The organism is Prescottella sp. GW823-FHT02E09 (assembly GCF_058797375.1).
Genome location: NZ_JBXAJP010000003.1, coordinates 153,005 through 176,040, shown reverse-complemented (window position 1 = coordinate 176,040; position 23,036 = coordinate 153,005). Strand labels below are relative to the sequence as shown.

Annotated in this window: 2 protein-coding genes; both read left to right on the top strand. The window is 69.5% G+C overall.

Going from position 1 to position 23,036, the window contains the following annotated elements; translation table 11 throughout:
* Nucleotides 1-16: 16 nt before the first annotated feature.
* Nucleotides 17-10,708, top strand: coding sequence for an amino acid adenylation domain-containing protein (locus tag AC1RIF_RS08545; RefSeq protein ID WP_492600934.1), 10,692 nt, complete (start codon nucleotides 17-19; stop codon nucleotides 10,706-10,708).
* Between the two features lie 117 nt (nucleotides 10,709-10,825).
* Nucleotides 10,826-23,008, top strand: a complete 12,183-nt coding sequence (locus AC1RIF_RS08540) for a non-ribosomal peptide synthetase (RefSeq protein WP_492600933.1) — start codon at nucleotides 10,826-10,828, stop codon at nucleotides 23,006-23,008.
* The last annotated feature ends 28 nt before the right edge of the window (nucleotides 23,009-23,036 follow it).

The following is a 23,036-nucleotide window of genomic DNA, read 5'->3' as shown; positions in this document are numbered from 1 at the left end:
GGAAGGACACAAGCACATGGCGGCCCAGCAGCCCGGAGTCGACGCGTTGACCGTCGAGGATCTGCCTCGGTTCCTCGCCGGGGTGGTCGAGGTCGATCCCCAGCGGATCGCGCTGACCGTTGGTGAGCTCACCGTCACGTATGCACAGCTGAAGCAGGAGATCGAGACCCTCGACGCCGCGATGGGCGGGGTGCTCGGCATCGACGCGCTCGTGCCGGTCGTGCTGTCCACCGTGGCACCGGGTCTGCTCGAGGCGCCCGAAACCGGCGGCCTGCCCGGCCTGTTGGATGCCCTGTTCACCGATGCGGCCGACGTGCTCGGGGAGCTGGCGTCCACCGCTCCCGCCACCGAGCCGGCGGCCACCCTGGTCTCGCTGTTCGACGAGCAGGTGACGCGCACCCCGGACGCGGTTGCACTCGAGTTCGACGGCACGGCGCTCACATACGCCGAGTTCGATGCCCGCGCCAACCGCCTGGCACGGCACCTGATCGCGCTCGGCGTGGGACCGGACACCCTGGTGGGTCTGGGGATTCGCCGTTCGTTCGATCTCCTGATCGGCATGTACGCGATCGTCAAGGCGGGTGGCGCGTACGTGCCGCTCGACCCCGATCATCCGGCCGACCGTCTCGGGTACGTACTCGACATTGCGCGCCCCGTCGTGATCCTCACGACGACCCGGGACGGGCTGGCGCTCGACACCGGTACCCCGATCCTCGCGATCGATGCGCTGGACCTGCAGGCGCACTCGGACGCGCCGGTCACCGACGAGGACTGGCCCGTGCCGCTGTCCGCCGACAACCTCGCGTACGTGATCTTCACGTCCGGTTCCACGGGGCGCCCGAAGGGCGTCGCGGTCGGCCACGGTGCGATCGTCGCCAATCTGCGCTGGCGTCAGCACATGTACCCGATGGCCGCCGCTGACGTGGTGCTGCAGAAGACACCGTTCACGTTCGACGTCTCGGTGTGGGAGTTCTTCTGGCCGTTGCAGGCCGGTGCGCGGCTGACGATCGCGCTGCCGGACGGCCACCGCGATCCCGCGTATCTCGCCCGCACGATGGTCGAGCGCGGTGTGACCGTCGCGCATTTCGTGCCGTCGATGCTCTCGGTGTTCGTGGTCGAACCGAGTGCGGCGACAGCCACGACATTGCGAAACGTGTTCGCGTCGGGTGAGGCGCTCCCGCCGCAGACCGCGGCCCGGTTCCGTGACATCTCGAATGCCGCGCTGCACAACCTGTACGGTCCCACCGAAGCCGCGGTGGACGTCACCTTCCACGAGGTCACCGCGGCGGACACCGCCACGGTGCCGATCGGCGCCGCGGTCGCCGACACCGACCTGTACGTGCTCGACGACGGACTGCGCCGCGTGCCGGCCGGGACCGAGGGCGAGCTGTATCTGGCGGGCGTGCAGCTGGCCCGCGGCTACCTGCAGCGCCCCGACCTGACGGCCGACCGGTTCGTCGCCGACCCCTACGGCGCCCCGGGCGACCGCATGTACCGCACCGGCGATCTCGTCAAGCTCGGTGGCTCCGGTGAGCTGGAGTATGTGGGCCGCACCGACTTCCAGGTGAAGCTGCGTGGTCTGCGCATCGAACTCGGCGAGATCGAGTCCGCGCTGCTCGACCACGATGCGGTATCGCAGTCCGTCGTGGTCGTACACGCCGACGCCGACCTGGGCGACCACCTCGTGGCCTATGTCGTCACCGACGGTGGCGCGCCCGTCGACCGCGCGGAGATGGCCGCCGCGGTGAGTGCGCGGCTGCCCGAGTACATGGTGCCGTCCCTGTTCGTCGCGGTGGCCGAGTTCCCGCTGAACGCGAGCGGCAAGCTCGACCGCAAGGCCCTTCCCGCGCCGGACTTCTCGACGCTCGTGAGTGAGTACCGCGCACCGAGCACCCCCACCGAGGAGATGCTCGCCGCCACGTTCGCGGAGGTCCTGGGCGCCGAGCGCACGGGTGTCGACGACGACTACTTCGCCCTCGGCGGCAACTCGCTGAGCGCGACCCGTGTCGTCGCGCGGATCAACGCCGAACTCGGCATCCGCATCGATGTGCGCGATTTCTTCGACGCGCCGACCGTGGCCCGGCTCGCGGCGCTCGTGGACGCCCAGGTCGCCGCGGGCGGCGACACCCGTGTCCCGCTGGTGCCGCAGCCGCGCCCGGAGACCGTGCCGCTGTCGCTCGCACAGCAGCGGATGTGGTTCCTCAACCGGTTCGACACCGACTCCGCGGCGAACAACATCGTCGTGGCGATCCGGCTGTCGGGCTCGCTCGACGTCGCCGCATTGCGCGGCGCGGTGAACGACGTCGTCGCTCGCCACGAGTCACTGCGCACGGTGTTCCCGGAACGGGACGGCACCGCGAGCCAGGTGATCCTGCCCGCGGATCAGGTCGCCGTCGCCCTGGACGCCGAGTCGATCGCCGAGGCCGACATCGTCGACGCGATCACCGAGACGATCTCGCGGGGATTCGACGTGACGGCCACGGTCCCGATCCGGATGCGGCTGCTCGCGGTGTCCGCCACCGAGCACGTGCTCGTGGTGGTGGTCCATCACATCAGCGCCGACGGCTTCTCGATGGGACCGCTGACCCGTGACGTGATGGTCGCCTACGCGGCGCGATCGACCGGAACCCCGCCGGGCTGGGCGCCGCTCGACGTGCAGTACGCCGACTACGCGCTGTGGCAGCGCGAGGTTCTCGGCAGCGAGGACGACCCGGAATCGCTGATCGCCCGCCAGGTGGACCACTGGCGCACCGTTCTCGCCGATCTGTCCGATCGGCTGGATCTGCCCGCGGACCGCCCACGTCCCGCCGTCGCATCGAATGTCGGTGCATCGCATAGGTTCTCGATCGATGCGGAGCTCGCGTCCCGACTGGACATCGTCGCGCGCGAACATGGTGCGACACCGTTCATGGTGGTGCACGCGGCGCTGTCGGTACTGTTGGCGCGGCTCAGCGGCACCTCCGACGTCGCGATCGGCACCCCCGTCGCCGGTCGGGGTGAGGCCGCCCTGGACGACCTCGTCGGCATGTTCGTCAACACCCTCGTGCTGCGCGCCGACGTCCGGGGAGATCGCCCGTTCGCCGAACTGCTCGCTCGGGTGCGCGAGTCGGACCTCGAGGCGTTCGGCCACGCCGACGTCCCGTTCGAGCGGTTGGTCGAGGTCCTGAGCCCGGCCCGCTCGCAGGCGCGGCATCCGCTGTTCCAGGTGGTGCTCTCGTTCCAGAACATGGACCGGACCGAGCTCGCTCTCGGTGACCTCACCGTCTCCGGCGTCGACTTCGACGCCGCCGTCGCGAAGTTCGATCTGGCGGTGACGCTCGCCGAGGCCGACTCGGGCGCAGCAGGATTCGACGTCGACCTCACGTACGCGACGGACCTGTTCGATGCGTCGACGATGCGCGCGTTCGCGGAACGGTTCCTGCGGGTGCTCGGCGCGGTCGCGAGCGACCCGTCCGTGGTGGTCGGCGACATCGCGATCCTCGACGACGCCGAGGTGGCGCGGTTGACCGTGGCCGCGGGTCCGGTCGCGCCGGAACCGATGCTGCTCGCCGACCTGCTCGAACGCGCCGCGTGCGTGGATCCGTCCGCGATCGCACTCGTGGCGGGGGAGCGGACCGTCACCTACCGGGAACTCGACGAGCGCTCGTCACAGTTGGCGCGGGTGCTGATCGACCGCGGTGCGGGGCCGGGCGACGTGGTCGCGATCGCGCTGACCCGATCGATCGAATCGGTGGCCGCGGTGTGGGCGGTCGCCAAGTCCGGTGCCGCGTTCGTGCCGGTCGACCCGAACTACCCGGCCGACCGGGTGGCACACATGGTCTCCGATTCCCGTGCGGTACTGGGTGTCACGGTCGCCGAGCATGCCGCCGCGCTGCCGTCCGCGTTGTCGTGGCTGGCGCTCGACGAGGCCTCCGTTGCCGAGCAGATCGCCGTGTCCTCGCCCGCGCCGCTGTCGGACAGTGACCGCGCCCGTCCGCCGCACCTCACCGACGTCGCCTACGTGATCTACACGTCGGGGTCGACGGGTGTGCCGAAGGGCGTCGTCGTCACGCATTCCGGCCTCGCGGCGTTCGCGCAGGAGCAGGTGGAGCGCTACGGGATCGAAGCGGGTTCGCGCACGCTGCACTTCGCGTCGCCGAGCTTCGACGCATCGGTCCTGGAACTGCTCATGGCGTTCGGTGCCGGCGCGACGATGGTGATCGCGCCCACGAGCATCTACGGCGGGCACGAACTGGCCGAACTGCTTCGTACCCGGCGTGTCACGCACGCCTTCGTCACCCCGGCCGCGCTGGCGTCGGTCGACCCGGCGGGGCTCGACGAGCTGGGTGTCGTCGTGGTCGGCGGCGAGGCGTGCCCGTCCGAACTGGTGTCCCGCTGGGCGCCGGGCCGGAAGATGTTCAACGCGTACGGCCCGACCGAGGCGACCGTGGCATCGAACATCTCCGACGCCCTGGTGCCGGGGGAACCGGTCACGATCGGACGGGCGATCCGTGGCGCGACGGCCTACGTGCTGGACGCGCGGCTGCGGCCCGTGCCCGTGGGTGTCCCGGGTGAGCTGTACCTCGACGGTGCCGGTGTGGCCCGCGGCTACCTCGGCCGTCCCGGTCTGACCGCGGAGCGGTTCGTCGCGAACCCGTTCGGTACGCCCGGCAACCGGCTGTACCGCACCGGTGACGTGGTGCGCACCGGGGCCGACCGCGTGATCGAGTACGTGGGTCGCGCCGACGACCAGGTGAAGCTGCGCGGCTTCCGCATCGAGCTGGGCGAGATCGAAACGGTCCTCGCGCGAGACGAGTCCGTCGGCCAGTGCGCCGTCCTCGTGGTCGGCGACCAGCTCGTCGCGTACGTGACCGCGGCCGACGGGCACACGATCGACGTGACGGCGCTGAAGGAGCACGCGGGCCGATCGCTGACGGCCTACATGGTGCCCGCGGCGGTGCTGGTCCTCGACCGGCTGCCGCTCACCGGTAGCGGCAAGCTCGACCGCAAGGCGCTGCCCGAGCCCGAGTTCGAGTCGGCCGCGTTCCGGGCGCCGTCCACGCCGGCCGAGGAAACCGTCGCCGGTGTGTTCGCGGACGTGCTCGGCGCCGAGCGGGTGGGTCGGGACGACGACTTCTTCGCGCTCGGCGGCAACTCGCTGCTCGCGACGCAGGTGGCCTCCCGACTGGGCGCGGCCCTGGACACCACCGTCCCGGTCCGGCTCCTGTTCGAGGTCTCCACCGTCGAGGGGCTCGCGGACCGGGTCACCGGCTCCGTCGGCGGTGCCAGGACGGCACTCGTCGCGCGCCCGCGCCCCGACCGGATCCCGCTGTCGCTGGCGCAGCAGCGGATGTGGTTCCTGAACCGCCTCGAGCCGGAGTCGGCAGTGAACAACATCCCGCTCGCGATCCGGTTGTCGGGCGCGCTGGACGTCAAGGCGCTGTCCGCCGCGATCGGCGACGTCCTCGACCGCCACGAGTCGCTGCGCACGGTGTTTCCCGACGTCGACGGCGTCGGGTACCAGGAGATCCGGCCCGCGGCCGACGTGTCGGCGCCGCTGGTGGCCGAACCGATGTCGGAGTCGGACCTGCCCGGAATCGTCGAGTCGATGGTCACCGCCGGTTTCGAGCTGACCCACGACGCACCCGTGCGGGTGCGACTGTTCGCGGTGTCGGAGACCGAATACATCCTGGTGCTCGTCGTGCACCACATTGCGGCGGACGGCTTCTCGATGGGGCCACTGACGCGTGACGTCATGGCCGCGTACGCGGCACGATCTGCCGGGACCGTGCCGGGCTGGGGCCCCCTGGACGTGCAGTACGCCGACTACACCCTGTGGCAGCGCGACGTCCTGGGCTCCGAGGACGACCCGGAATCGCTGATCTCGCAGCAGCAGAACTACTGGACATCCGCGCTCGCCGGTCTGCCCGACCAGCTGGATCTGCCGGCGGATCGCCCCCGACCCGCCGTGTCGTCCTATCGGGGAGCGCGGCTGTCCGTTCCGCTGAGCAGGGAGCTGAAGACCGCACTGGACGAACTCGCGCGTGCACGCGGCGTCACCCCGTTCATGGTGGTGCACGCGGCGCTGGCGGTGCTGCTGGCACGTCTCAGCGGCACCTCGGACATCGCGGTGGGCACGCCGATCGCGGGCCGCGGCGAGCAGGCACTCGACGACCTCGTGGGTATGTTCGTCGGAACCCTCGTGCTGCGCAGCGACGTCGACACCGCCCTGTCGTTCGACGACCTCCTGGCGGCGGTGCGTGAGACGGACCTGCAGGCGTTCGAACACGCCGACGTCCCGTTCGAGCGGTTGGTGGAGATCCTCGACCCGGTCCGGTCGCAGTCGCGGCACCCGCTGTTCCAGGTGATGCTGACGTTCCAGAACCTCGGAAACCCGGGCCGCACCGACCTCGCGCTGGGCGGGTTGACCGTCTCCGAGGTGGAGTTCGACTCCACGACAGCGAAGTTCGACCTCCAGGTCACCTTCGCCGAATCGGCCGGTGAGACCCCCGGGCTGACGATGGATCTGACGTACGCGACCGATCTCTTCGACGAGTCGACGGCGCGGGCGTTCGGTGACCGCTACCTGCGGATCCTGTCCGCCGCGACGACCGACCCGGCGGTCCCGGTCGGGGAGATCGAGTTGCTGGACGATTCCGAGCGTGAGCGGGTGCTGGGCCGGTGGAACGACACCGGCCACGAGGTTCCGCGGGCGACGCTGGTCGACCGGTTCGCGGCGCAGGTGGCGCGGACTCCGGATGCTGCGGCGTTGGTGTTCGAGGGTGAGTCGTTGAGCTATGGCGAGTTTGCGGCTCGGGTGAATCGCACGGCGCGGTTGTTGATTTCGGAGGGTGTGGGTCCGGACTCGTTGGTGGGTCTGGGGATGCGGCGTTCGCTGGATCTGCTGGTGGGCATGTATGCGGTGCTGGCGGCTGGTGGTGGGTATGTGCCGGTCGATCCGGATCAGCCGGTGGAGCGCAACGGTTACATCCTGGACACCGCAAAGCCGGTTCTGGTCCTCACCACCTCGCGAGATGGCGGGGATCTGCCCGGCGACGCGCCTGTTGTCGAGCTGGACACGGTGGATGTGTCCGGGTTCTCGGCTGATCCGTTGACGGATGCCGATCGGGTCGCGCCGCTGCGGCCGGAGAACACCGCGTATGTGATTTTCACGTCGGGGTCGACGGGTCGGCCGAAGGGTGTGGCGGTCGGGCACGGCGCGATCGTGAATCGTCTGGTGTGGATGCAGGCGGAGTACGGTCTGACGGCTGCGGATGTGGTGTTGCAGAAGACGCCGTTCACGTTCGATGTGTCGGTGTGGGAGTTCTTCTGGCCGTTGCAGGTGGGTGCGCGGCTGGAGATCGCGGCGCCCGATGGTCATCGGGATCCGGCGTATCTGGCGCGGGTGATGGCCGAGCGTGGTGTGACGGTGGCGCATTTCGTGCCGTCGATGTTGTCGGTGTTCGTGGCGGAACCGTCCGTGTCCCGGGCGGATTCGCTGCGCCTGGTGTTTGCGTCGGGTGAGGCGTTGCCGGCGCAGACCGCGGCACGCCTGCGCGCTGCCGTGCCGGGCGCTGCCCTGCACAATCTGTACGGGCCCACGGAGGCCGCGGTGGATGTGACGTTCCACGAGGTGACGGCGGCGGACACTGCGGGTGTGCCGATCGGCGTGCCGGTGTGGAACACGCGGGTGTTCGTGCTCGACGGGCGGCTCAATCCGGTGCCGGTGGGTGTGCCGGGTGAGTTGTATCTGGCGGGTGTGCAGTTGGCGCGCGGCTATGTCGGTCGGTCGGATCTGACGTCGGATCGGTTCGTGGCGAATCCGTTCGGCGACTGCGGTGAGCGGATGTACCGCACGGGTGACCTGGTGACGTGGACCTCGGCTGGTGAGTTGGAGTACATCGGGCGTACGGACTTCCAGGTGAAGTTGCGTGGTCTGCGGATCGAGCTGGGGGAGATCGAGACCGCGCTGCTGGGGCAGGAGTCGATCGCGCAGGCCGTGGTGGTGGTGAAGAACGATCAGCTCGTCGCCTATGTCGTCCCCACTGTGGGTGGCACGGTCGACACCGAGGTCGTGAAGGCCGCGCTCGCGACGTCGTTGGCGTCGTACATGGTGCCGACGACGTTCGTGGTGTTGGAGAAGTTCCCGCTGAATCCGTCGGGCAAGCTGGATCGGAAGGCGTTGCCGGAGCCGGTGTTCGAGGCCACCGCGTTCCGGGCACCGACGACGCCGGTGGAGGAGATCGTCGCCGGGGTGTTCGCGGAGGTTCTCGGCGCCCCACGGGTCGGTCTGGACGACGATTTCTTCGGTCTCGGTGGCAACTCGCTGCTGGGAACGCAGGTGATCGCGCGGCTCGGTGCCGCGCTCGATGCGCAGGTGCCGGTGCGGGTGCTGTTCGAGGCATCGACGGTGAGCGCGCTGGCGGCGCAGGCTCAAACTCTTGCGGGGGCAGGTGCGCGCAAGGCGCTCGCCGCCGGGCCGCGGCCGGATCGGATCCCGCTCTCGCTCGCGCAGCAGCGCATGTGGTTCCTGAACCGGCTCGAGCCGGAGTCCACCACGTACAACATTCCGCTGGCGATGCAGCTCACCGGCGACCTGGACGTCGCGGCGCTGCGTGCGGCCCTGCAGGACGTCCTCGTCCGGCACGAGGCGTTGCGCACGTACTACCCGGAGGACGCGGACGGTCCGCACCAGGTGATCGTGCCGGCCGATCGGGTCGAGTTCGATCTCACGCCCGTCCCCGTCACCACGGACGACGTGCTCGCCCGCGTGGGTGGACTGCTCGGCCGCGGCTTCGACGTCACCAGCGGAGTTCCGCTGCGGTCCGGGCTGTTCCGGATCGACGACCGTACGCATGTGTTCGCGTTCGTCATCCACCACATCGGTGCGGACGGCGTCTCCATGGCGCCGATGGCGCGTGACCTCGTCGGTGCGTATGCCGCCCGCAGCCAGGGCGCGGCGCCGCAGTGGTCCCCGCTCGCGGTGCAGTACGCGGACTTCGCGCTGTGGCAGCGCGAGGTGGTGGGCTCGGCAGACGAGCCCGGCACGGTGGCCGCCGAGCAGCTCGACTACTGGGTGCGGACCTTGTCGGGTGCACCGGACCTGCTCGAACTCCCCACCGACCGGCCCCGTCCGGCGGTGGCGTCGATGCGCGGAGTCGAAACCGGTTTCACGATCCCGGCCGCACTGCACAGCGCCCTCGACACGCTCGCGCGGGCCGAGGGCTCGTCACTGTTCATGGTGGCGCACAGTGCGTTGGCCGTTCTGCTGGCGCGGCTCAGCGGAACCTGGGACGTCACGGTCGGCACCCCGATCGCCGGACGCGGGGACGCTGCCCTCGACGATCTGGTGGGCATGTTCGTCAACACACTGGCACTGCGGACGGAACTGGCGTCGTCGATGGCGTTCACGGATGTCCTCGCGCGGGCGCGGGAGACGGACCTGGCGGCGTTCGGCAACGCGGACCTGCCGTTCGAGCGGGTCGTCGAGGCCGTCTCACCGTCTCGCTCGACGGCGCGCCACCCGCTGTTCCAGACGGTGCTGTCGTTCCAGAACCAGCAGCAGGCCGCACTCGAGTTGCCCGGCCTGACGGTGGGCGCGGTGCCGGATCAGGAGCGGGCAGCCAAGTTCGACCTGCAGCTGACCCTGATTCCCACGGCGTCCGGAGACCTCGAGGCGCTGCTGACGTATGCGACGGACCTGTTCGACGAGTCGACGGTGACGACGCTCGGTCAACGGTTCGTGCGGATCCTGGAGGCCGTTGCGATCGATGCGCGGGTGGTGGTCGGTGACATCGACATCGTCTCCGAGGCGGAGCGTGCGCAGCTGCAGAGCGCCGCGTCGGCCGGACGATCGGCCGGCGTCGAGTCGGGCGCAGCCGTCGTGCCCAGCGACAGCACCCTGCCGCAGATCCTGGCGGCGGTGGTCGAGGCCGACCCGGAGGCGCCCGCGATCTCGGACGACGGTGAGGAGACCACCTACGGGGAACTCGACGAACAGTCGTCCAGGCTCGCGCGGCTGCTGATCGGCGAGGGTGTCGGCCCCGGTCACCGGGTGCCGATCGCGCTGCCGCGCTCGGTGGACGCGGTGGTCGCGGCCTGGGCGGTACTCAAGAGCGGTGCGGCTCTGATGCCGATGGCGGCGGCGGACGCGGATCGGATGCGGTCCGGCATGCCGGCAAAGGTGGGCATCACGACTTCCGCGCTCGTCGACGACCTGCCCGACGGCATGGAATGGGTCGTACTGGACGCCGACGCGGACCGGATCCGCATCGACGAGCATTCGGGGCGGCCGGTCACCTATACCGAGCGCATCCGCCGCCTGGGCTCCGAGGATCCCGCACTCGTGGCCGCCGACGGATCGTTCTCACTCACCCACGGACACGTGGTGGCACTCGCCGACCGCGACCGCGCCCGCTACGACGTCACCTACGAGTCACGGACCGCGTGCACCGAGCCCGTGAACAGCGTGTGGTCGGTCACGGAGCTGATCGTGGCGTCCACCGCGGGCGCGGTGACCGTCGTCACGGCAGTACCGGACGGTAACGTCACCGACCTTCTGGCCGACGAATGGGTGACCCATGCGTTCGTGTCGGCGGCCTGCGCGCAGGCCCTCGACGTGGACGAACTCGAGGATCTCGAGGTTCTGGTGCTGACCGACGGCGCCCGGCCGGATGAAGGGCCGGACGTCCGGCGGGTCGTCGCCGATGCGGAGGTGTGGTCCGCGTGAGGCGATAATGATGGTTTGTCCCGGGCGATGTAGGTGTAAGGAAAGAGTCACTGTGGTGCGTTGTGAGATGCCAAGCCGTCGCGTGTCGGCGATCGACACACGAGGTGTTCGGAACGCATGAGCGAGCAGAGTCGGGAGCTGCACGGGAGTGACGGGGACGAACGCAAGCGCACCAGGCGCCCGCGGCCGGAGCGGCGGGAACGCCCGGCGAGGCGGAGCCGCCCCCGGTCGACGACGCTCCCACAGCTGCTGGCCGCAGCCGTCGAGCGTGACCCGTCGGCCACGGCGCTCGTGTGTGCCGACCGCTCCCGCACCTACCAGGACCTCGACGCGTGGTCCTCGCGACTCGCCCGGGTCCTGATCGAACGGGGAATCGGACCCGGCGACTCCGTGGCCGTGGCCGTCCCGCGGTCCATCGAATCGGTGTCGGCGGTCTGGGGTGTCGCGAAGTCGGGTGCCGCCTACGTGCCCGTCGATCCGAACTACCCGGCCGACCGGGTCGAGCACATGGTCACCGATTCGGGTGTCGTGGTGGGACTGACCACCGCCGAGTCCCGCGATGCGCTGCCGGACTCCGTCGAATGGCTGGTGCTCGACGACGACTTCGAGCGTGTGCTCGCCGATCGGTCCCCGGAACCGATCTCCTTCGCAGACCGCACCCGGACGTTGACGGACACCGATCCGGCGTACGTGATCTACACGTCGGGTTCGACGGGCCGGCCGAAGGGGGTCGTGGTCACCCAGGCCGGCCTCGGCGACTTCTGCGCCGAACAGGTCCAGCGGTACCGGCTCACGCCGCAGGCTCGGACACTGCACTTCGCATCGCCCAGCTTCGATGCCTCGGTGCTCGAGCTGCTCCTCGCGGTGGGTGCCGGTTCGACTATGGTGATCGCGCCGCCCACGGTGTACGGCGGCGACGACCTCGCCGAACTGATCGCGACACATCGCGTCACCCACGGATTCGTGACGCCCGCCGCGCTCGCCTCCGTCGATCCGACGGGGCTCGACACCTTCCTCGACGTCGTCGTCGGCGGCGAGGCGTGCCCGCCCGACCTGGTGACACGCTGGGCCACGTCCGGCCGCAGGTTCTTCAACGGCTACGGCCCCACCGAGACCACCATCATGACGGCGATCTCCGATCCGCTGGTCCCCGGTGAGCCGATCACGATCGGCGGTGCCACCCAGGGCATGTCGCTCATGGTGCTCGACGACCGGTTGCGCCCCACCCCGGTGGGTGTCGCGGGTGAGCTCTACGTGTCCGGCCCGGGCGTCGCGCGCGGCTACCACGACCGGTTCGCGCTCACCGCGGAGCGATTCGTCGCGTGCCCGTTCGGCGAGCCCGGGACCCGGATGTACCGCACCGGAGACGTGGTGCGCTGGAACACGAACCAGCAGATCGAGTACGTCGGACGCTCCGACTTCCAGGTCAAGATCCGCGGATTCCGCATCGAGCTGGGCGAGATCGACGCCGCGCTCGGTGACCACGACGACGTGGACTTCGCCGCCACGGTGGCACACGATGCGACGACGGGCAGCAAGGTCCTCGTGTCCTACGTACGCCCGGTCGCGGGCCGGCAGATCGACGTGCCCGCCCTGCTCGAGTTCGTCGGCCGGTCACTGCCCCGGCACATGGTGCCCTCGACGGTCATGGTCCTCGACACGATCCCGCTCACCCCGGTCGGCAAGCTGGACCGCCAGGCGCTGCCGGCGCCGGTGTTCGAGGCACGCGAGTTTCGGGCGCCGGTCACCCCGACGGAGGAACTCGTCGCGTCGGTGTTCGCCGACGTTCTCGATGTCGCGCAGGTGGGGCTGGACGACGACTTCTTCGAGCTCGGCGGCAACTCGCTGATCGCCACGCAGGTGGTGTCCCGGCTGTCGGCGGCGGCCGGCGCGCAGATCCCGGTGCGTGCGGTGTTCGAGGCATCCACCGTGGAGGCGCTGGCCGCCCAGGTCGCCGCCGCGTCGGGCGGCGACGCCCGTACGGCGCTGACGGCCGGCCCCCGGCCCGAGAGGATTCCGCTGTCGTTGGCGCAGCAGCGGATGTGGTTCCTGAACCGTTTCGAGCCCGACTCCACGGTCGACAACATTCCGCTGGCGATCCGACTGTCGGGCGTCCTCGACGTGCCCGCACTGCAGACCGCCGTCGCCGACGTCGTGGACCGCCACGAGTCGCTGCGCACGGTGTTCCCGGACTTCGACGGTGTCGGGCACCAGGTGGTGCGCGCATCGAGCGAGATCGGCGAACTGCTCCCTGTCGAGACGGTGTCGGCCGAGTCGATCCTCGACCGAGTCGGCGCGCTGGTCGGCGCGGGCTTCGATCTGGCCCGTGACATCCCGGTGCGAGCGCACCTGTTCGCGGTGTCGCAGACCGAGCACGTGCTGGTGTTCGTGGTGCATCACATTGCTGCTGACGGCTTCTCGATCGGGCCGCTCACGCGCGACGTCATGCTCGCGTATGCGGCACGGTCCGCGGGAACACCGCCCGGCTGGGCGCCGCTCGAGGTGCAGTACCCCGACTTCACGCTGTGGCAGCGCGACGTCCTGGGCTCCGAGGAAGATCCGGAATCGCTGCTGTCGCAGCAGGTCGACTACTGGCGGACGGCGCTGGCCGGGCTGCCCGACCAGTTGGATCTGCCCACGGACCGACCGCGACCCGCGGTGGCGTCCAACCACGGTGCCACCCACCGGTTCGAACTCGACGCGGATCTGTCCGCCGCGATCGACGAACTGGCCCGTCAGCGTGGCGCCACCCCGTTCATGGTGGTGCACGCGGCGCTGGCGGTGCTGCTGGCACGGCTCAGCGGCACGACCGACATCGCGGTCGGCACGCCGGTCGCCGGACGTGGCGAGCAGGTGCTCGACGACGTGATCGGCATGTTCGTCAACACCCTGGTCCTGCGTGCCGAGGTCGACGGCGCGCAGTCGTTCGACCAGTTGCTCACTCGCGTGCGCGGTACCGACCTCGCCGCCTTCGGCCACGCCGACGTCCCGTTCGAGCGGTTGGTCGAGGTGCTGAATCCGGAGCGATCGCAGGATCGCCATCCGCTGTTCCAGGTGATGCTCAGCTTCCAGAACCTGGGCAGTGCCGACCTCGTGCTCGGTGACCTGACGGTATCCGAGGTCGAATTCGATGCGGCGACAGCCAAGTTCGATCTGCAGGTGACGATCCTCGGGTCCGCCGACGCCGGCTACTCGGTGGCGCTGACGTATGCCACCGATCTGTTCGACGCGTCGACGATGGTCGCCTTCGGGAACCGGTTCGAGCGGGTACTGGGTGCGGTCGTCGCCGCGCCGTCGTCGACTGTCGGCGACATCGAACTGCTGGTGCCCGCGGAGCGTTCACTGGTGGTGCGGGAGTGGAACGCCACCGATCACCCGGTGGACGACGTGACGTTGGTCGATTTGTTCGAGGCGCAGGTGACGCGGACGCCGGATGCCGTTGCGGTGGTGTTCGAGGGTGTGTCGCTGTCGTATGGCGAGTTCGCGGCGCGGGTGCGTCGCACGGCGCGGTTGTTGATTGCGGAGGGTGTGGGTCCGGACTCGCTTGTCGGACTCGGTATGCGGCGGTCGGTGGATCTGTTGGTGGGCATGTATGCGGTGCTTGCTGCGGGTGGCGCGTACGTCCCGGTGGATCCGGATCAGCCGGCGGAGCGTAATGGCTACATTCTGGACACGGCTGCTCCGGCGTTGGTGTTGTCGACGTCGCGGGACGGTTTCGAGGTCGTGGGGGAGAGGTCTGTCTCCGTCCTGCTTCTCGACGAGGTGGATGTGTCCGGGTTCTCGGATGCTCCGGTGTCGGATGTGGATCGTGTTGCCCCGCTGTGTGGTTCGAACATCGCCTATGTGATTTTCACGTCGGGGTCGACGGGTCGGCCGAAGGGTGTGGCGGTCGGGCACGGCGCGATTGTGAATCGTCTGGTGTGGATGCAGGCGGAGTACGGTCTGACGGCTGCGGATGTGGTGTTGCAGAAGACGCCGTTCACGTTCGATGTGTCGGTGTGGGAGTTCTTCTGGCCGTTGCAGGTGGGTGCGCGGCTGGAGATCGCGGCGCCGGATGGTCATCGGGATCCGGCGTATCTGGTGGGGGTGATGGTCGAGCGTGGTGTGACGGTGGCGCATTTCGTGCCGTCGATGCTGGCGGTGTTCGTGGCCGAACCTGCCGCGGCGAGCGTGACGACGTTGCGGAACGTGTTTGCGTCGGGTGAGGCGTTGCCGGCGCAGACGGCTGAGCGTTTTCGGTCGATTTCGGGTGCGGCGTTGCACAATTTGTACGGTCCGACCGAGGCTGCGGTGGATGTGACGTTCCACGAGGTCGTCGACACGGACACGGCGGGTGTGCCGATCGGTGCGCCGGTGTGGAACACGCAACTGTTCGTGTTGGACGCGCGGCTCAATCCGGTGCCGGCGGGTGTTCCGGGCGAGTTGTATCTGGCGGGCGCTCAGTTGGCGCGCGGCTATGTCTCGCGTGCGGATCTGACGGCGGACCGGTTCGTGGCGAATCCACTGTCCGACAGTGGAGAGCGGATGTACCGCACCGGCGACCTCGTGACGTGGACTTCCGACGGCGAGCTGGAGTACATCGGCCGCACGGACTTCCAGGTGAAGTTGCGTGGTCTGCGGATCGAGCTGGGTGAGATCGAGACCGCGCTGCTGGCAGTGCCGCAGATCTCCCAGTCCGTGGTGTTGGTGAAGAGTGATCAGCTGGTCGCGTACGTGGTGGCGGACCAGGATCTGGACACCACCGCGGTCAAGGCGCAGCTGGCAACGTCCCTCGCGTCGTACATGGTGCCGCAGACGTTCGTGGTGCTGGATGAGTTCCCGTTGAACGCGTCGGGCAAGTTGGATCGGAAGGCGTTGCCCGATCCGGTGTTCGAGGCCCGCGAGTTCCGTGCGCCGGCAACGCCGACGCAGGAGATCGTCGCCGGTGTGTTCGCCGACGTGCTCGGTGTGGATCGGGTGGGTCTGGACGACGACTTCTTCGCCCTGGGCGGTAACTCGCTGGTCGCGACCCAGGTCGTTGCCAGGTTGGGTGCGGCGTTCGATGCGACGGTTCCGGTGCGGGTGCTGTTCGACGCGCCGACGGTCGATGCGCTAGCCGCGCACGTCGCCACGCTCACGGGTTCGGGTTCACGCCGTCCGCTCACGGCCGGGCCGCGCCCGGACCGGATCCCTCTGTCCCTGGCGCAGCAGCGCATGTGGTTCCTCAACCGTTTCGAGCCGGATTCGGCGGTGAACAACATTCCCGTCGCGATCCGACTCGCCGGCGCCCTGGACGCCGAGGCCCTGTGCGAGGCGGTGCATGACGTCCTCGCGCGGCACGAATCGCTGCGGACGGTGTTCCCCGACACGAACGGCGTGGGCCACCAGTCGATCCTGTCCGCCGACGAGGTGGACTTCGGCCTCGGGATCGAACCGCTCAGCGACGACGAACTCGTCGCGCGGATCGAGGAGTGGGCACTGGCGGGCTTCGACCTGACCACCGAACTCCCGGTCCGTGCCAGACTCTTCGCCCTGTCGTCGACCGAGCACGTGCTGGTTCTCGTGCTGCACCACATCGCATCGGACGGCGTGTCGATGGGCCCGCTCACCCGCGACGTGATGACGGCCTACGCGGCGCGCGCGGCGGGGCAGGCGCCGAGTTGGGCTCCGCTCGCAGTGCAGTACGCCGACTACGCGCTGTGGCAGCGTGAGGTCCTCGGCAGCGAGGACGATCCGGGCGCCGTGATCTCGCAGCAGGTCGAGTACTGGAAGACGGCGCTGGCCGGCCTGCCCGACCAGCTCGATCTGCCGTCGGATCGGCCCCGGCCGGCGGTGGCCTCCAACGGTGGTGCCACGCATCGCTTCTCGATCGAGACCGAGTTGCAGACCGGTATCGACAATGTGGCCCGTGCGCACGGTGCGACCCCGTTCATGGTGGTCCACGCAGCGCTCGCGGTGTTGCTGGCCAGGCTCAGCGGCACCTCCGACATCGCGGTCGGCACCCCCGTCGCGGGCCGCGGTGAGGCCGCCCTGGACGACCTCGTCGGCATGTTCGTCAACACTCTGGTCCTGCGCACCGAGGTCGACGGTGGACAGTCGTTCGCCGACCTCCTCGCACAGGTCCGGTCCACCGACCTGGCCGCGTTCGAGCATGGGGATCTGCCGTTCGAGCGACTGGTGGAGATCCTCGACCCGGAGCGGTCGCAGGCCCGACACCCGCTGTTCCAGGTGGCGTTGGCGTTCCAGAGCGGTGTGGCCTGGCAGTCCCTCGAACTGCCCGGGCTCACGGTGTCGGGAGTCGACTTCGACATCGCACTCGCCAAGTTCGATCTGCAGGTGACGGTCGCCGACCTGACGGTCGAGATGACCTATGCCACCGACCTGTTCGACGCGGCCACCATCCGGGACCTCGGTGACCGGTTCGTCCGTCTGCTCGAATCGGTGGTCGCGGACGATTCCGCGGCTGTCGGCGACGCGGTCCTGCTGTCCGAGTCCGAACTCGGCGCCCTCACCCGTGTCGCGGGGCCCGCGGTCGCCCGCCTCGAGACGTTGACCGAGATCCTCGGACGCCACGCGGCGACGAATCCGGCCGCACCCGCGCTGAGCTGCGGCGACGCGACGCTCAGCTACCGCGACCTCGACGAGCGGTCGAGTGCGCTCGCCCGTGAACTGATCGCGCGCGGGCTCGGTCCGGAAAGCGTTGTCGCGCTGTCATTCCCGCGTTCGTGGGAGATGGTGCTGTGCGTGTGGGCGGTCGCGAAGACCGGCGCGGCCTTCGTGCCGGTGGACCCGACGTACCCAGACGAGCGCATCGAGCACATGGTGACCGATTCCGCTGCCGCGCTGGGCATCGCGTCCACGGGGACGATCGACGATCTGCCGGACGCCGTCTCGTGGTGGTCGCTGGGCGACCTCGAACGTGCGGCGGCCGATGCCGGACGCTCGGTGGCGCCCGTCGGCGACACCGACCGGACGCGGCCGCTGCGGCTCGACCACACCGCCTACGTGATCTACACCTCCGGATCGACGGGCAAGCCGAAGGGCGTCGTCGTGACGCACCGCGGCCTGTCGGGACTGGTGGACCAGTCCGTCGAGTTGTACGACGTCGACGCCTCCGACCGCGTGCTGCACATCTGCTCTCCCAGCTTCGACCCGTCGGTGTTCGAATGGGCGCTGGCCGCCGCGGCCGGTGCGGAACTGGTCGTCGTGCCCCCGTCGATCCTCGGCGGCGAGGAACTGCACGCGCTGCTGGCACAGCGCCGCGTGACCGTCGCGATCATCACCCCGGCCGTGCTCGGATCGATGGACCCCGCGGGCCTCGACGACCTGCGCCTGCTGTCGGTCGGCGGTGACGCGTCGACCACGGAACTGGTGGGACGCTGGGCGCCCGAGCGGCAGTTCTTCAACGCCTACGGCCCCACCGAGACGACGATCGTCTCGACCCGCGGTGAGCTGTTCGCGGGCAAGCCGATCACGGTCGGTGGACCGGTTCCCGGGGTCGGGGCGCTGATCCTCGACACCCGACTGCGGCCGGTCCCGGTGGGTGTCGCGGGTGAGCTCTACCTGTCGGGCGGCGCCCTCGCCCGCGGCTACCACGGTCGCCCCGCGCTCACCGCGGACCGCTTCGTCGCGAACCCGTTCGGGGAGGCCGGAGAACGGATGTACCGCACCGGTGACGTCGTGCGGTGGACCGCGGCGGCGAGCGGGGCGATGGGGGATGTCTCGGCGAGCGGAGCGACGGGGTACACCACCGACCTGTCGATCGAGTACGTCGGACGCTCCGACTTCCAGGTCAAGGTGCGAGGCTTCCGTATCGAACTAGGTGAGATCGACTCGGCGCTGACCGACTGCCCCGGGGTGTCGTTCGCGACCACAGTGGGACATCGGATGCCGTCCGGGCAGACCTCACTCGTGTCGTACGTCCTCGCCGACGACGGTGTCGGCACCGACACGATGACGCGGCACGTGGAATCACTACTGCCGTCGTACATGGTCCCGGCGTCCATCGTCGTCCTCGACGAGGTCCCGCTGACCGCGGTCGGCAAGCTGGACCGGCAAGCACTGCCGGAGCCGTTGTTCGAGGCGAAGGCCTTCCGCGCGCCGGTGACCGACACGGAGGTACTGGTCGCGGACGCCTTCGCCGAGGTCCTCGGCGTCCATCCGGTCGGACTCGACGACGACTTCTTCGACCTCGGCGGCAACTCGCTGATCGCCACGCAGTTGGTGTCACGCCTCGGTGCGGTTCTCGAGGCCAGAGTGCCGGTGCGGGAACTGTTCGAGGCCTCGACGGTGGAGACCCTCGCAGCTCGATTGGGTTCGCAGTCCGGCGGCGGCCGCAAGGCTCTCGCGCCGCAGCCACGGCCCGACCGCATTCCGCTCTCGCACGCGCAGCGCCGCATGTGGTTCCTCAACCGGCTCGAGCCCGAATCGGCCGCCGACAACATTCCCACGGCCGTGCGCCTGTCCGGTGAACTGAACGTGGACGCGCTGCGTGCTGCGGTCCTGGACGTGGTGAGCCGGCACGAATCGCTGCGTACCCGGTACCCCGAGGACGCGGGCGTCGGCTACCAGGTGGTGGTGCCGGTCGAGGAAGCGTTGTCGGGGTGGGACTTCGGTCCCGAGAAGGTGTCCACGGCCGACGTGCGTGACCGCGTGGTCGCGATCGCGTCGACCAGTTTCGACGTCACCGCCGAGGTGCCGCTGCGCGTCCGGCTGTTCGAGTTGTCCCCGTCCGAGTACGTGCTCGTCGTCGTGGTGCACCACATCTCCGCCGACGGCGTCTCGATGGGGCCGCTGATCCGCGACGTGATGACGGCCTACACCGCCCGGTCCGCGTCGTCGGCCCCGGCGTGGGCGCCGCTGGAGATCCAGTACGCGGACTACGCACTGTGGCAGCATGATTCGCTCGGAAGCGAAGACGAGCCGGGGTCCGTGATCTCCCAGCAGATCGAGTTCTGGCGCGGTCGGCTCGCCGGCATTCCGGACCAGCTCGATCTGCCGACCGATCATCCGCGGCCCGCGCAGCAGACGTATGCCGGCGCCACGGTCGGCGCCGAGGTCGACGCGCACACCCACCGCGGCCTCGTCGAACTCGGACGGGCGCGCAATGCCAGCTCGTTCATGGTGATGCATGCCGCGCTCGCGGTGCTCCTCGCGCGGCTGTCGCGGTCACAGGACATCGTGGTCGGAACGCCGATCGCGGGCCGCGGCGACGCCGCGCTCGACGATCTGATCGGTATGTTCGTCAACACCCTGGCGCTGCGGGTCCAGGTGGATCCTGCGGAGACCTTCGTGGATCTGTTGGCGCGGGTGCGCAGCGCGGATCTCGACGCGTACGGTCACGACGACCTTCCGTTCGAGCGCCTGGTCGAGGTCCTCAACCCGGTCCGTTCGACGGCGCGCCATCCGCTGTTCCAGGTCGGATTCTCCTTCCAGAACATGCGGATCGGGTCGCTCGCGCTGCCCGATCTGGAGATCTCGCCGCTCGAGATCGATTCCGATCTGGCGAAGTTCGACCTGCACGTGACCATCGTCGACAACACCGACGAGGACGGGAACCCGGCGGACTTCACCGTCCAGATCACGTATGCGACCGATCTGTTCACCGAGGCCACGGCCCGGCGGTTCGCGCAGATGTATGCGCGGATCCTTCGGGCCGTCGTCACGAATTCGTCGGCACCAGTCGGTGACCTCGAGATGATCGACACCGACGAGCGTGAGCAGGTGATCGGACGGTGGAACGCCACGCAGCACGCTGTCGGCGCCGATCTCACACTGGTCGACCTGTTCGACGCACAGGTCGCCTCCGCGCCGGGCGCGCCGGCGATCGTGGCGGCGGACGAACGTCTCTCCTACGCCGAGTTCGACGCTCGGGTGAACCGCCTGGCCCGCCGTCTCATCGAGATGGGTGTGGGACCGGAATCGCGTGTCGCGCTGGCGATGCGGAGGTCGGTGGAACTGCTCGTCGGCATGTACGCCGTCGCGAAGGCCGGTGGCGCATACGTACCGGTCGATCCGGATCATCCCGCCGACCGCACGCGCTACATCCTCGAGACGGCGCAGCCGGTCTGTGTGCTGACCACAGCGCGCGACGGTTTCGAGGCCGGCGAGCACACGTCCGTGCTGCACCTGGACACCTTCGACGACAGCCGGTTCGCATCCGGACCGGTCGCGGGCCACGAGCGCAGGGCGCCGCTGCGCGCCGACAACACCGCCTACGTGATCTTCACGTCCGGCTCGACCGGACGGCCGAAGGGCGTCGCCGTCAGTCACGCCGCGATCGTCAACCAGCTCGAATGGAAGCGTGCCGAGTACGGTCTCGACTCCTCGGACGCCGCGCTGCTCAAGACCGCAGCCACGTTCGACCTGTCGGTCTGGGAGTTCTGGTCCGCCCTCACGTCCGGCGGACGCCTCGTCGTTGCCGCCGCCGACGGACACCGGGATCCCGGCTACCTCAACGCGCTCATGCGCCGCGAGTCCGTCACGACCCTCCACGTCGTGCCGTCGATGCTGCAGGCGCTGCTCGTCGAATCCGGGGACCGGCTGCCCGAATCGCTGCGCCGGGTCCTCGCGATCGGCGAGGTGTTGCCCGCCGACACCGCGGCGCGTTTCGCGTCCGCGGGAACCGCAGAGCTGTTCAACCTGTACGGGCCCACCGAGGCCGCGGTGTCGGTCACGGCGCAGCGCGTCGAGGGCGCCGACGGATCCGCGGTGCCCATCGGCGGCCCCGAATGGAACACCCGTCTGCTCGTGCTCGACGATCGCCTCCGACCGGTCCCGGTCGGTGTGCCCGGCGAGCTGTACCTGGCCGGCGCCCAGCTGGCCCGGGGTTACCACGGGCGCCCGGCCCTCACCGCGGACCGGTTCGTCGCCGACCCGTTCAGTCCGGCGGGGGAGCGGATGTACCGCACCGGCGACGTCGTCGCGTGGCGCGCCGACGGCACCCTCGACTACGTCGGACGTGCCGACTTCCAGGTCAAGGTGCGCGGATTTCGCATCGAGCTGGGTGAGATCGAGGCGGCGCTGCGGTCACGCACCGACCTCGCCGAGGCCGCCGTCACCGTGCGGAACGACGACCGGTCCGGCGACCGGCTGGTGGCGTACGTCGTGTCGGCAGACGCCGACCCCCTCGACACCTCCCGACTTGCAGCGGACCTTTCGGCGAGCCTGCCGTCGTACATGGTGCCGTCGGTGTTCGTCGAACTCGACGCTCTCCCACTGAACGTGAACGGCAAGATCGACCGCAAGGCGCTGCCGGCGCCGACGGTGGAGCCGCGGCAGTTCCGTGCCCCGGTGACGCCGCTCGAGATTGCGGTGGCGGGTGCCTTCGCGGACGCGCTCGGGGTCGACAAGGTCGGTCTGGACGACGACTTCTTCGACCTCGGCGGCAACTCGCTCGTCGCGGTGACCGTCGTGTCCGCACTGCGCGACGCCGTCGGCATCGCGGTGCCGCTGCAGTGGATGTTCGTCGACCCCACGGTGGAGAGCATCGCCGCGCGGATCGGATCCGGCGAACACTCCGCCGCGGGTGAGGACGAGGCAGCCGGGCTCGGCGTGGTGCTGCCGGTGCGCACCTCGGGAACCGCGGAACCGCTGTTCTGCATCCACCCGGTCACCGGACTGTCTTGGGGCTTCGCCGGACTCACCGGGCACCTGAGCGAGGACCGCCCGATCTACGGCATCCAGTCGCCCGCCCTGACCGAGGACATCGAGCTGCCCGTCACCATCGAGGACTGGGCCGCCCTGTACGTCGATCGGATCCGACTGATCCAGCCGAGCGGCCCCTATCACCTCGCCGGTTGGTCCCTCGGCGGTTCGATCGCCCACGCCATGGCGGTACAGCTGCGTGGCATGGGCGAAACGGTGCAGACCCTCGCCATGCTCGACAGCCATGTGGCAGATCCGGAGACGGGCGTCGCCGAGTACGTGGACCCCTCGTTGGCCGACCTCCTCGGTGAGTTCGCGGCCGAACTCGCCGGCGGAGACGTCGCGCTCCGAGCGTTGGATGCCGAGCGTGTCGACACCATTCTGCGCCGACTGCCGGCACCGTTCGACCGGATCACAGGCCAGGGCTGGGATCGTATTCTCGAGAGCATCTCGCATTCGTTCGCCCTGCTCGACCGCTACCGGCCGGGTGACTTCGACGGAGATCTGCTCTACTTCAGCGCGGACATGGGAGAAGTCGACGGCGTGGCGGGCTGGCGCGATTCCGTCCGCGGATCGGTCGATGTGGTCCCGGTCGCGGCTGGACACCGGCAGCTGCTGTCACCGGCGGCACTCGAAGTGGTCGGACCGGTACTCGACCGATACCTGCGTCGCTGAACGGACGCACAGGTGGCCGGTTCTTCCG